This is a genomic window from Domibacillus iocasae, assembly GCF_001750285.1.
Taxonomy (GTDB): domain Bacteria; phylum Bacillota; class Bacilli; order Bacillales; family Domibacillaceae; genus Domibacillus; species Domibacillus iocasae.
Map to the genome: position 1 here is coordinate 230,617 of NZ_MAMP01000012.1, position 13,201 is coordinate 243,817.

The 13,201-nt window shown below is 42.0% G+C and carries 13 protein-coding genes; 2 read left to right on the top strand and 11 right to left on the bottom strand.

All coding sequences use genetic code 11. The annotated features are described in order from the left end of the window. From BA724_RS05640 to BA724_RS05660, 5 genes are all read right to left on the bottom strand, one after another. Entirely contained in the window at nt 1–660 is a 660-nt protein-coding gene (locus BA724_RS05640; protein ID WP_069937683.1) for a response regulator transcription factor, read from the bottom strand. 13 nt (nt 661–673) lie between these two features. Next, entirely contained in the window at nt 674–3,010 is a 2,337-nt protein-coding gene (locus tag BA724_RS05645; RefSeq protein ID WP_425388995.1) for a sensor histidine kinase, read from the bottom strand. Nucleotides 3,011–3,367: 357 nt separating this feature from the next. Continuing rightward, on the bottom strand, nt 3,368–4,885 hold the full coding sequence (gene opuFB, locus BA724_RS05650; RefSeq protein ID WP_069937684.1) for an osmoprotectant update ABC transporter permease/substrate-binding subunit OpuFB: 1,518 nt from the start codon (nt 4,883–4,885) through the stop codon (nt 3,368–3,370). Further along, on the bottom strand, nt 4,882–5,817 hold the full coding sequence (locus BA724_RS05655) for an ABC transporter ATP-binding protein (protein WP_069937685.1): 936 nt from the start codon (nt 5,815–5,817) through the stop codon (nt 4,882–4,884). The genes opuFB and BA724_RS05655 overlap by 4 nt, the downstream gene beginning before the upstream one ends. Before the next feature lie 268 nt (nt 5,818–6,085). Further along, on the bottom strand, nt 6,086–6,901 hold the full coding sequence (locus BA724_RS05660) for a TerC family protein (RefSeq protein WP_069937686.1): 816 nt from the start codon (nt 6,899–6,901) through the stop codon (nt 6,086–6,088). A gap of 527 nt (nt 6,902–7,428) precedes the next feature. Between BA724_RS05660 and BA724_RS05665 the strand changes: the two genes are divergently transcribed. Then, entirely contained in the window at nt 7,429–8,478 is a 1,050-nt protein-coding gene (locus tag BA724_RS05665; protein WP_069937687.1) for a tetraprenyl-beta-curcumene synthase family protein, read from the top strand. Between the two features lie 189 nt (nt 8,479–8,667). Here the strand turns inward: BA724_RS05665 and BA724_RS18535 are convergent, their stop codons facing one another. From BA724_RS18535 to BA724_RS05680, 4 genes are read right to left on the bottom strand one after another with little or no spacing between them, the layout of a single operon-like run. Beyond that, nucleotides 8,668–8,838, bottom strand: a complete 171-nt coding sequence (locus BA724_RS18535) for an SDR family oxidoreductase (RefSeq protein WP_169818509.1) — start codon at nt 8,836–8,838, stop codon at nt 8,668–8,670. Nucleotides 8,839–8,866: 28 nt separating this feature from the next. Beyond that, nucleotides 8,867–9,103, bottom strand: coding sequence for a universal stress protein (locus BA724_RS19210; protein WP_083256090.1), 237 nt, complete (start codon nt 9,101–9,103; stop codon nt 8,867–8,869). A gap of 16 nt (nt 9,104–9,119) precedes the next feature. Then, nucleotides 9,120–10,442 (bottom strand): FAD-dependent oxidoreductase, encoded by a 1,323-nt coding sequence (locus BA724_RS05675; RefSeq protein WP_069937689.1) that lies wholly within the window; start codon nt 10,440–10,442, stop codon nt 9,120–9,122. Then, complete coding sequence (locus tag BA724_RS05680; protein WP_069937690.1) at nt 10,439–10,720, bottom strand: GNAT family N-acetyltransferase; 282 nt, start codon at nt 10,718–10,720, stop codon at nt 10,439–10,441. The genes BA724_RS05675 and BA724_RS05680 overlap by 4 nt, the downstream gene beginning before the upstream one ends. A 150-nt stretch (nt 10,721–10,870) precedes the next feature. Here BA724_RS05680 and trhA point away from each other — a divergent pair, with 150 nt between their 5' ends. Beyond that, a complete protein-coding gene (gene trhA / locus BA724_RS05685) occupies nt 10,871–11,524 on the top strand; it encodes a PAQR family membrane homeostasis protein TrhA (RefSeq protein ID WP_069937691.1) in 654 nt (217 codons plus the stop codon). 30 nt (nt 11,525–11,554) lie between these two features. On the opposite strand, the gene BA724_RS05690 is transcribed toward trhA, so the two are convergent. Continuing rightward, nucleotides 11,555–12,505, bottom strand: coding sequence for a tripartite tricarboxylate transporter substrate-binding protein (locus BA724_RS05690; protein WP_069937868.1), 951 nt, complete (start codon nt 12,503–12,505; stop codon nt 11,555–11,557). Then, a complete protein-coding gene (locus tag BA724_RS05695; RefSeq protein ID WP_069937692.1) occupies nt 12,505–13,185 on the bottom strand; it encodes a response regulator in 681 nt (226 codons plus the stop codon). The genes BA724_RS05690 and BA724_RS05695 overlap by 1 nt, the downstream gene beginning before the upstream one ends. Nucleotides 13,186–13,201 lie beyond the last annotated feature (16 nt).

Here is a 13,201-nt window from a genome sequence, read left to right on the forward strand (position 1 = left end):
TTAAAGCGAGGAAATGTCCTGGTCAGAGAATAGTCCGGTTTCCTTAGCCTTCATTGCTGCCTCAATGCGCGATTTCACATTTAATTTTTGGAAAATATTCGTTAAGCTGTATTCTAATGAACGTTGGCTCATTAATAAACTATCCGCAATTTCTTTATTGCTCTTTCCTTTGGATATTTCTCTTAATATCTTATATTCTTTGTTACTTATCGCCTGCACATCAATTTCTTTTTTTACATCCGACACATGAAGTGTGGTTCTTCTCAGTTGTTTTACCAAAGAAAGCGGCAAAATTACTTCACCTTTCAAAGCACACCGAACAGTTCTGACAAGCTGTTCTTTATTCACTGTTTTCTGCACGAAGCCGGATACACCAGATTCAATTAGCAGGTTAAAATGGTTTTTAAATTCAAAGCCGCTATAAATTAAGATGACTGCATTTGGCTTCAGGGTTAATACTTGCTTTGTAAGGTCAATTCCATTAATGTCCGGCATATGCAAATCGAATAACATAATGTCAAATTGCTGCGTACTTGCCATCTCGAGTGCTTGATTGCCCGAATACGCCAAAGACACTTTTATATCCTCTTCCTGTTCCAGGAGCATTTTTGTACCTTCCATAACGGTTGGATGATCGTCAACCAGTAAAATCTTAATCATGATCGAACCCTCCCTAGGTAAGATTTATGTGGTTCCCCTCTAAAAGCGCTGGCAGTGAAATGCTAATGGTCAGCCCTTTATTAGGAAGTGAGTGGAAATCAATTTTCCCGTCCATACTGCGTACTCGCTCTTGCACTCCGTATACCCCCATGCTATTAAAGGAGTCTTCTATCTCTTTTATATCCATTCCGATTCCATCATCTCGGTAGACCAATTTAATTCGATCGGGATAGCTCGCAAGTGTGATGTGAACTTCTGCTGCACCGGAATGCTTCGTGGCGTTTGCTAAAAGCTCTTGGACGATACGATACAAGCCAATTAACAGATCGTCCGTCAGCGTATGATAAAACTGGGCCTTATCAAACTGAATAGAATAATTAGCCCGCAATTGAGTAAATTCAAATAACGCCTCCAAGGATGAGACGAGTCCTTCCTCTTTAAGCATAGGCGGCCGCAATTCATTGCACGTTATGCGTATTTGATAAATCACATCTAATAAGCCCTGCCCAATTTGCTGTAGCTGTTCCCGCACCTGTGGGGGAATAAGTGGATCTGTCGATAGATGATTAAGCTTCCGATACCAGATAATCTGCTCTTGCAGCGCAGAATCATGCAAATCTTGAGATAAATGCTTTCTTTCATTTTCAGACAATTTAAATAATAGACGCAAAAGCCAAGCGGGAGCCATTTGATTAGAGGTGATCGTATCCAGCTCCTTCGTTAAATCTTCAATCAGCCGGAAATTGTCATATAAAACGTTAATATACCGGCTTACCGTCTTAAGCCACACTTTCTTTGATGGGAACGTTAAAGATTCAGGTTTTCCCCCAATGTAAAGCAAATAGTTTTTCCCGCTATTTTCACCAATTTTTAATAAGTAGCCGTTTAATGTTTCGATAAGTTCGTTTACTGGAAGATTACTTATCGGAAGTGTTCCAATATCCTCCTGCAGTTCTTGTTGTAGATCGGAATTGCCGCTTTTTGTTATAAATGTCTTATCCTCCTGTACTTCAATGACACTGACATGTTTTATTTTAATCACGTTCTGCACTTCTTTTACAAACCGACGATTAAGTTCAGATACCTTCATAATTCCAAAAAGATCATGTGAAAATCGGTCCAGGCTTTTCTGAAGGCGGGAATACCTTTCTTCACTTTCTCGGATCTTTTGTTCCGCGCGATTCCGTTCTTCTTCCATTTTTTTTTGTTTTGTTACATCCCGAATTAGCGAGAAACCAGCGTTTTTGCCCATGTATGAAATAGGCGTAACGATAGCCTCTACATCTATAACCGTTTGGTCTTTGCGGATCATTTTAAGTTCAAGAAGAGACGTACCGGTTTGCTGCTCGTATACTCCTTTCAAGTGGGAATTCGCCATTTTTTGAAAATCGGGGTGAATAAAATCAAAGATAGACCGTCCTATAATATCTTCTGCACTTGAAGCACCAATAAATACAAGAGCAGCTGAATTAATATAAATACATTTATAATCATAATGGAAAATAATCGCTTCCGGTGAAAGTTCAACAAGAAGGCGGTTCAGCTTTTCACTTTCTTTTAATTCCTTTTCAATCCATTCTTGTTCTGTCACGTCCCTGGCGACCGCTACAATGCTTTCAACTTCTCCATCATTGCTTATAATGGGCATCGCCATGCATTCTACAAATACAGAATACCCTTCCGCATGAACAAATCGAAATTGAAAACGCTGTTTAATTTTTTTGTCCGTTAAGATAGAAAATATTTCTTGAACATAACCAAGATCTTCTGGATGAACAAAATGAAATAGTGAAGCACCTTCTACATCTTCACTATAAGATCCTCTTCCTTTTCTAAAAGCATAACGTATCGTTCCATCTGTTTCTAAGACGCCGTTTAAATCAGCTATGTTTTCAACAATGAATCGATTTTTGGCCTCGCTCTCGACAAGTGCTGTTTCCATCTCTTTTCTTGAGGTGATATCAATAACAACTCCATCTAAACGGATGATCTTTCCAGACGGATCCATTGTTGGCGTAATCCTATTTTGAATCCATAGGATATGGCCATCGGCATGAATGATTCGATATTCACTAATACGCGAAATACCATTTCTATTATCTCCTGATGAGGCTTCGAAAATAGGTACATCATCAGGATGAATGATTGTTTTCCAAGATTCCCGATCTATAAATTGTTCCGATGGATACCCTGTAATCTTCTTCATCCCTTTTGACGTATAAGGTATTTTTTGAGACCGCTCATCATAGCACCAAACCGCTATATCAATATTATTGAAAACAGTTTGCAATTGTTGTTTACTCTTCAACAGCTCCTCGTTAAGCATGCCCAGCCTTTTTTGATTTTCCAAACTTCTCATTCTCCACATCATTGTTATCCCTATTAAAAATAATATACATATTGCAAAGTAGCCAAATTCGCTCATAGCACAATAATTCCGTCCAATCTTTAGTAGATTTAAATATATCGGTTTAATGTTATAACATAGCGAAAAAGTAAAGCTATGTTTTTTCTTATTTATAAAGTTGGTAAATATTTCTGAAAGTGTCTTTCTTGGCAATTGTCCGTAGTAGAGTATTTAGCGAATGACCGATGAGTTCGTGCAGATTAAAATGTGTTTATAAACAAAAAAGCTGCGCCAGGATTGCCAGGCGCAGCTTTTCATTCTGTACTGTATCCTTGCATTTTTTTAATCAGTATTTACTGTTTACTCCTGCAGGAGACCTTCTTTTTCTAAAAATTCACGTGCTGTTGCTTCAACACTTTTATTTTCCGCATTGACTTGATAGTTCATCGCACGCATTTCATCGTCGGTAATTTTGCCGGCGAGCTTATTCAAAGATTCAACCAGCTCTGGGTATTCTTCTGCCGTCTCCTCCATTAAAAGAGGCGCGCCCTGGTATGGCGGGAATAAGTTTTGATCATCTTCTAAAACGGTTAAGTCATACACTTGCAGCTCACTATCTGTTGAATATGCATCAATGAGGTTGATGTCTCCGCTTTGAAGCGCCTGATAGCGCAGCTTCGGCTCCATTGTGAGGACAGATGGGAAATCAATGCCGTACGATTCTTGAATGCCGAGATAACCATCTTCTCTGTCTGAAAATTCAAGTGTAAAGCCAGCCTTAATCTGGCTTTCAATTTGCTTTACATCTGTAATCGTCTGAATGTCATTTTGCTCTGCTAAAGCGGTTGGAATCGCAAGCGCATATGTGTTATTGTATTGCATCGGCTCAAGCAGGGTCATGTCAAATTGCTCGCTCATGCCGTCTCTCGCCTGTTCATACACAGCTCGGGAATCAGTGCTTTCAGCCGTTTCTTTTAAAAATTCCGAAATAGCAGTTCCCGTAAATTCCGGATACAGATCAATGCTGCCAGAATCAAGCGCGTTAAAGACAAATGACGTTTTGCCAAGTCCCGGCTTTAATTCAACCGAAAGATCCGTGTCCTGCTCAATCAACAATTTATACATGTTGATTAAAATCTCCGGCTCCGTGCCAAGTTTTGCTCCAATGACAATTTCTTTATCCTGCCTTCCGAAAAACGGTCCTACGATGACAAGCAGTGAGACAGCAAGCAAAATGCCAAGCATCGCCCCCGCTTTTTTAAAGGAAAGAGTCTCAAATCGGCGTAATAGAATATCAAACGAAATCGCCAGCAGCGCAGCCGGAATCGCTCCAAGAACGATAAGCGCTGTATTGTTGCGGTCAATACCAAGTAAAATAATATCACCAAGACCGCCGGCGCCGATTAGGGCGGCAAGTGTCGCCGTACCGACAATCAGCACCATGGCTGTTCGAATTCCCGCCATAATCACCGGCATTGCCAGTGGCAGCTCCACCTTCATAAGCCGGCGTTTTTGGTTCATCCCCATTCCCCGTGCCGCTTCAATTAAAGAAGGATCAACTTCTTTAATACCTGTGTATGTATTACGCAAAATCGGCAGCAATGCATAGACCACAAGCGCGATAATAGCGGGAACCTTTCCAATGCCAAAAAGAGGAATAAGCAAGCCGAGCAGCGCCAAAGATGGGATTGTCTGCATGACGGCTGTGATCCCAATAATGCTTTCTGCCACTTTTTGTTTTCTCGTTAAATAAATACCGAGTGGAATCGCGATTAAAACCGCGAAAAAAAGAGCAATAAATGAAATTTGAATATGTTCAAGAAGTGCTGCGAGTAATTCTTCTTTCCGCTCGGAAAAAACGGTCGTCAGTCCATTCATGCCCGTACCTCCCCGGCAAGAAACTGAATAATGGTCTCCCTCGTCACAGAGCCAATGAGCTGTCCATTTTCTTCGATGATTAGGACGTCCGTTTCCGCTAACAGCTGGAGCGCTTCGCTAATCGGTGCGCCTGCAGAAATCGTCCGTCCTTCTTTTAGTCCAATTGGAAATTGCACCGCTACTTCTTTTACTTTTCTGCCTTCTATCCGGTCATGCGAACCAATAAAGCTTTTCACAAAATCATTCGCCGGGTGTTCGATAATTTCTTCGGGCGTACCGATCTGGACAACCTTGCCATCTTTCATTACACAAAGACGGTCACCGAGCTTGATGGCTTCTTTCATGTCATGTGTCACGAACACAATTGTTTTTTGAATTTTACGCTGCAGCTCTAAAAGGTCATCCTGCAACTTTTCCCGGCTGATCGGGTCAAGCGCACTAAAGGGTTCATCCATTAAAATCACTTCCGGGTCGGCTGCAAGCGCCCGGATAACGCCTATTCGCTGCTGCTGTCCGCCCGAGAGCTCAGACGGTTTCCGGTTTCGATAAACGGATGGATCAAGGCCGACCATCTCAAGCAGCTCATCGACACGGCGGCTGATTTTCGATCGGTTCCACTTGCGCATCTCTGGAACGACCGCAATGTTTTCAGCAATCGTCATATGCGGAAAAAGGGCGATTTGCTGCAGGACGTAGCCAATGTTCCAGCGCAGCTCGTGAATATCAAACTCACTGATTTTTTTGCCGTCAATACGCAGCGTGCCGTCAGAAATTGGAATGAGCCGGTTAATCATTTTCAGCGTCGTCGTTTTCCCACAGCCGCTTGGTCCAATTAAGACGAAAAATTCTCCTTTTTTAATGATCAAATCGAGCTGCTGAACCGCTTGGGTGCCATCCGGGTATTTCTTTTCCACCTGGTCAAACTGAATCATACTACCACACTCCATTCCTATCCTTTACCCTTTTGAAATTTTAAGTCAAAAAGAACCACCTTATTTGAGTGGCTGCCATCAAGTCAATAATAGAACAAATTCTAAACGAAGTGGAATTATAAGTCGGAATAAGCCTAATAAAAAAATCAGCTTATAGACTCAGCCCGTATAGTCGGCAGTCTATAAGCTTTTTGAAGAATCAGTATTAATCTTTTTCGTTTGTTTATACTAATCAAGTATGAACTTTTAAGGAATAGTTGTTTTTCTTTTACTTTTTTAGCACGTTGCTTTCTTTTAATACTTCTTCGTTTTCTTCTTTTTCCTTCAAATCATTAGGCTGTTTATCTTTCGAAAGGAACCAGCCTCCTACGCCGATCAGGAGAAGGACGGACCAGAAAATCATTTTCCATGTTGTTCCTTTTCCGAAGTCTTCAGATATAATGGCCAGCTCTGGATGAGATAAGGCATAAACACCGAGTTTTACCCCTACCCATGCAACAACGAGAAATGCCGCTGTTTCGAGACCTGGCTTCCGGTCCAGCAAAATAACAAAATACCCAGCTGCAAATCTCATAATAACGAGTCCAATGATTCCTCCAGCAAGTACAATGGCAAAATGACCGCCATCAAGCCCGCCGATTGTCGGCAGGTTTGTCCCCGGAAGAGTAATGGCTAATGCCACAGCAGCCAGAATCGCATCAACGGCAAATGCAATGTCCGCCAGCTCCACCTTGATGACAGTCATCCAAAAACCAGAACCCTTTTTGTCCTTTTCTTCTTTCTTTAAATGGCTTTTCAACACAAACTTCTTTACTAAATGATAGATAGCAATACCAAACAAATACAGGGCACCAATTGCCTGTACCTGCCAAATGTGAACCAAATACGAAATAATAAACAAGGAGCCAAACCTAAAAACAAACGCTCCCGCAAGCCCATAGAATAGGGCTTTCTTTCTTTGCTCGGGCGGTAAATGTTTAACCATGGTCGCAATAACAAGCGCGTTATCCGCAGCTAATATTCCCTCCAGCCCGATTAAAATGATCAGAACCCAGCCGTACTCTAATAATAAGGCAATATCCATAAAACCAACTCCTTGTACATAGTGAATACCTCTTTTATCGGTAATGAAAAAGGTATCTTTAGCTGTTTGACCTTATTCTAAAGAAAATAAACATAAGTGGCAGGAAATTTTTTATGATAAAAAACACCGATTTATTTATGAACCCAAAATAAATCGGTATTTTTCCGTTTACAGATTGAGTTTTATTTCATCATTTGAATTCTATGAACTGAATTTCATAATTGCCTTAAGAGTTGTACCCTTTTTAGAATCAGTAATAGCTTCATTTATGGTATCTAACGTATAATATTTAATTAATTTAATACTCCTTGTTTATACAGCTCCAAATGTAACGGCTGCTTTTGATTGCATAATAATAGTACCTCCCAGTTAATGAAAAACAATGCATAACTAAGATAACCGTCTTAAGATTTTTTCATACACTCTTTTCTAACCCCTACTTGTCATTCCGCTGTATGGATTTTAAAAGAAGGAGTATCTTCTATAAAGTCGAATAAGTTAATAATTTAGTTTAGGAGGGTATGCACTTGAAAGTACCAACGAAACCATGGACATTGTTGTATAAAATACAACAGGAGGTACTTCCGGACACTCGTCATTATTTAAGCGAGTGGAAGGTGAAGGCAGACAAAATCCCGGATGACGAATTACGAAAACAAGCCCTTTCTAGCATTAAAGAAAAGACTTTCCACTGTGAAGGCGGGGCTGTTTATGGACTGCTTGCTGGACAAGAGCGAAAAAACATTATTCGATTTATTGTAGCTTATCAAACGATCAGTGATTACTTGGATAATCTTTGTGATAGGAGTACCTCTTTGGAAGAAAGGGATTTCCGGATGCTTCATCAGTCTATGCAGCACGCCTTAACCCCTGGAGAAGAACCGGTAAATTATTATCGATATCGGCAAAATCAAGATGATGGCGGGTATTTAGCTTCTCTTGTGTTAACCTGTCAAAATATTTTAAAAGACCTTCCTGGATTTCGAAGTGCTCAAGATTCAATGCATCAATTAGCAAGGTATTATTGTGACTTACAGGTTTTCAAACATGTCGAAAAAAATAAACGTGTTGAATTATTAGAAAATTGGTTTGCGCGGCACAAGCAGGAAGTACCTCCAATGACTTGGTATGAATTTTCAGCCTGTGCAGGTTCTACATTAGGCATTTTTTGTTTGGCTGCCTACACGTCAAATTCTTTAAAAACCGAAGAAGTGAACATAATAAAAAATGGATATTTCCCTTGGGTTCAGGGGTTTCATATTATGCTGGATTATTTCATTGATCAAGAAGAGGATCGGAAAGAGAATGATTTGAATTTTATCTTCTACTACGAAAATGAAGAAAAGATGGTACAAAGAATCAAATATTTCAAAGAAAAAGCCGAGTTAAGTATTCGCAATTTGCCGGATTGGAAATTTCATCAACTTATTAACAAAGGTCTTATCGCCATTTATCTAGCTGATAAGAAAGTTCAAGAAGATAAGAAACTAAAGCGAACCTCCAAACGATTTATCCGCTTTGGCGGTTTATCTACTCTATTTTTCTATCTAAATAAACGTGTGTATCGCCAAGCGTAAGCGGTAAGCGGAAATAGTTTTGCTCATGAACCGTGAACGCCCGCTGTTCAATCACGCCTGTATTCAAAATAAAAGGCAGCTCTACGTGGTGTAAAGCTGCCGAATAACTCTTTTTTAATAATTTTGATTCTTCAAATGATAAGAGATCTCTGCATATAAATCATGCTTGATATCGCTTAATCTCCTTCATTACACCAAGTGAGCGCCGCCATCAATGAGAACAACAGAGCCTTGTGTAAATCCATTTTTGGCCAAGTAAACATATGATTCTGCAATGTCTTCAGAGGTTGCGACACGTCCTGCCGGCAGCTGCTGTGCGATCCCTGTAAACAACAATTCTCCACGCTGTTCTGCCGGCATAATGACTGGCACTCTCGAGGACAAACTTCTACAGGTTATTAAGTCCCCTGCTTCCGAGAATGACCAGATCCGTTTTTTGGTCATTTGTGCATTTCAAAATGGCCGGTCCCGGATCGCCATCTTTCATAAGAACGGTATAGGCAACATCTTTTTCCTTAAAAAGCGCTTCGTGACGGCCCAGCTTTTCTTGGCGTTCCCGTTGGACATCAGCTAATCGTTCTGTTCGGAGTGCGCTCTCTCTTGACCTGCTGGGGACGAATAAAATGGTGACAGTCTATTATTTAGGTTGCCCGACGCGCCGCTTGCTGGATCGGATCCCAAACGCCATTAACGGGCGGCGAGTAACTTAAATCCAGATCTTCTAATTCTTCAATGGTCATCTCGTTGAACAGCGCCGCCGCCAGCACATCAATTCGCTTTTCAGCCCCGTTTTTACCAATCGCCTGCCCCCCAAGCAATCGACCGGAATCAGGGTTATAAATGAGTTTCACATGTAAAGGGAAAGCGGTCGGATAATAGCCTGCTTTATCTTTCGTTTCAATGGCAGACGTTTTATATGGAATGCCCGCTTCCTGCACGTCTTCTTCCGTTAAGCCGGTGGAAGCGGCAATCAAATTGAAAAATTTCATGACCGATGTACCGGTGATTCCTTTAAACGAACGCTGTTTCCCACACATATTTAACCCGGCAATTCTTCCTTGTTTATTGGCCGTTGTGCCGAGCGGAATATAATCCGGCCTTTGTTTGACGAGATGAAAATGCGTCGCACAGTCACCGGCAGCGTAAATACCTGGACTAGAGGTTTCGAGCCGATCATTTACGATAATGGCGCCATTTTGGAGCATGTTCATGCCCGTTTTCTTTAAAAAAGCCGTATTAGGATGGATGCCAACCGATGCAACAACTAAATCTGCTTTATGTGTATTGACGTCTGTTATCACACGCCCGTCCTCAATCGCTTTTACCTGCTCATTCATTGACAGAATAATCCCATGACGCTCCGCTTCCTGGTGAAGGCGTTCAGATATATCCGGATCAAACATCGTGGCGATATGCCCGCTTCTTTGAATGATCCGAATCCGCTTGCCGAGCCGGTGAATGTTTTCTGCTATTTCAAGCCCAATGTAGCCCGCTCCGATAATGACAACATCCTTCACAGTGTCCTTTTGCAGGCCTTGAATGAGGCGCTCCGTATCCGGAATTGTTTTGACAACATGAATCATGTCACTACCCGTTCCCTGCCATGTCGGCAGAATGGGACTTGCACCCGTTGCGATCAGCAGCCGGTCATAGGAAAGGGTAAAAGATTTTCCTGTTTCATGGTTTTTACCGAACACCGTTCGTGTAGATGGATTGACAGCCGTTGCCTCATGCAGAATGCGGGCGTCAATGCCATATTTAGATCTGAATGTCTCTACACGCCGGGCAATTACGTCGTCCGTCGATTTAATAAGCCCGCCGACAACATAAGGAAGCCCGCATTGGCCGTATGAGTAAATGTGTCCTTTTTCAAGCACGGTAATGTCTGCCTGGCTGTCGTTATGAACGATTTGCATCGCCGCGCTCATCCCGGCTGCATCGCCACCGATAATGACGTATTTCATTTTGCTAATGCGTTTACATCATCATATTTACTGCCTCTCGAAAATTTAGCGACGACATATGAGCAGCTAGGAAGAATTTTCAAGTTTTTTTCTCTTGCATAATCAGCAAGTGCATCAAGTAATTGCCCGGCTACACCGCCGCCGCGAAGTTCATCTGATACATACGTATGATTGGCATTGATTGTTCCATCACCGGCGGGCGCATATGTAATTTCTGCTATGCGCCGACCGTCTTTCTCCATATAAAAGATACCTTCTTCGTGTTTAATCGGTTCCATTGTTAAAAAACCCCTTTCATTATTTCTCTTTATCAGTATACCCTCTTAAACGGGGTGCATTAACCTTTTTAACGTGTGAAACAAGAATAATGAGAACTAAGTATGCTACAATACGGGTATGATTTGATTGAATGAAAGGATCGTTTGTGTATGAAAAAAGATTCCACCACTCATGTTTTTTCTAAAGGCGAAGAAATTGCAAATTCGATTACCCACGGAATTGGCGCTCTACTTAGTATTGCTGCACTTGTGTTATTAATCGTATTTTCTGCCATACACGGAACAGGCTGGCATTTAGCGGGATTTATGATTTTTGGCATCACGATGGTGCTGCTTTATTTGTCCTCCACGCTCGTGCACAGTTTTCCACAAGGGAAAGTGAAAGATTTGTTTGAAATCTTTGATCATGCATCCATTTATTTGTTTATAGCGGGAACATATACGCCATTTTTATTTATCGCGGTACAGGGAACGCTCGGCTGGACGTTATTTGGGCTCGTTTGGGGAATGGCCATCGCCGGCACCGTCTTTAAATGTTTTTTTGTGAAACGATTTGTTGGCTTTTCGACCCTCTTGTACGTTGTAATGGGCTGGCTGATTGTTTTTGCATGGGGACCTCTCACAGAAACGTTATCACCTGCGGCGCTTTCTTTTCTCGTAACTGGCGGGATTTTATATACGGCTGGAGCAGTTTTTTACGTCTGGCGCGCCTTTCCGTATCATCATATGATTTGGCATTTGTTTGTTATGGCCGGCAGCATTTTTCACTTTTTTGCTGTACTCGGTCTGCTTCCTGATGCATAAAAGGCTGTCTCATTAAACCGAGACAGCCTTTTATTTTTGATTCATGATGTAGCGGTATTTTTTCTGGTCCGCTTCCAGCAGTTTTTCGGTATCTTCACTATTTCGGTAAAAGGACGTCCAATGGTTTTTTTCTAATTCTTCTGCCCAATAAGGCGATGATTGAACAGCCGTCAAAAGGGACACCCATTGCTTTTTTTCCCGTGCGCTCATTTCACCAGACCCTATCACGCCGCGCCAATGTGGAAAAACGACATCGATACCATGTTCTTTCCATGTTGGTACGTCAGGCAGATGAATGAGCCGCTCCGGCGATGAAATGGTGATAATCCGAATATTCCCTTCTGCTGCAAAGGCTTCTGACTGGGAAGATGAAAGAGAAGCTGCAGCAATCTCCCCTTCTTTGAGGGCGGTCAAAAGTTCGTCACCATTTGAATAGCGAAAAAAACGAAGCGATGCAGCGGGAATTCCTGTAGCACGAGCTGCTTCGGTAAACGCAATTTGATCATCATTTCCAAATTGTGGTTCAATGCCAACTGGATACAAGTCCGGCTGTTTTTTCAGCTGTTGCATAAAGTCGTTGACGGATTGAAACGGCGAATCATCCATAACAATTACGGTCTGCCACTCACTTGCCATCGTCGCGAGTGGAGTGAATTCCTGATAGTTAAGGGTACTATGACCAAGCAGGTTATTGGTTAATAAGAGGCTTGATGTCATCGCAATTGTATAAGGATCTGCTTTTTTTAATTCTGCCCATCCATTGTCACCCCCGTCGCCTTCTTCATAGACGATCCGCACCTCCTGCTCCGTCAGCTTTTCTTTTTCCACAACCGTTTTGATGGACTGTGCAAGAGCATCCCATCCTCCATCCGGAGAACCCGGTACAATAAAAGTAAGTTCCTGCTGCGAAAGCGATGTGTTAGATGGTGTGCAGCCAATGATTAAGAGGACGGCAAGTAAGAGAAGTATGGATCTTTTCATCATTTAACGTTAAAATAGCGGCGTTCCGGCCGTCCGACTATGCCATATTCATGTTCGACCCGGCACTTGCCGATGGTCACCAAATATTCAAGGTAACGGCGTGCCGTTGTACGGGAAGCGCCAATTTCTGCGCCCATTTCTTCAATGGAAATGCCGCTCTCAACCTCTTGAAGAACACCTGATATCCTATTTAATGTAACACCGTCAATGCCGGTCGGAAGCTGAGCGGCCTGTATAGCTGGCTCCTGCACCGTTCCGGCGAAATACGCATCCACCACATCTTGTGTTACATGGTCTGTTGCCGCTAAAAGATGTTTTTTCTTTTCATATTCCTCCATCACAGACTTGAATTTCTCCATTGATACGGGTTTTACTAAATAATGAAATACACCGTAGCGGAGCGCTTCTTGCAGCATGTGTTTTTCAGAAGCAGCTGTAATCATAATAATATCCGTTTTAGGAAAACGTTCTTTTAATACAGGTAAAAGCTCTGTGCCAAGCATGTCCGGCATGTAAATATCGAGCAGCAGCAAATCCGTTTCCGTTTTATCCAGCAGTGCAACCGTATCAGCTGCATTGAGTGCTTTTCCAACGAAAGTAAAGCCGTCTAATTGATCCAGAAATTGTTCTTGTATACTGGCAATACGAAAGTCGTCTTCTGCGATCGCAACACGAATCATGAGTATCCATCCCTTT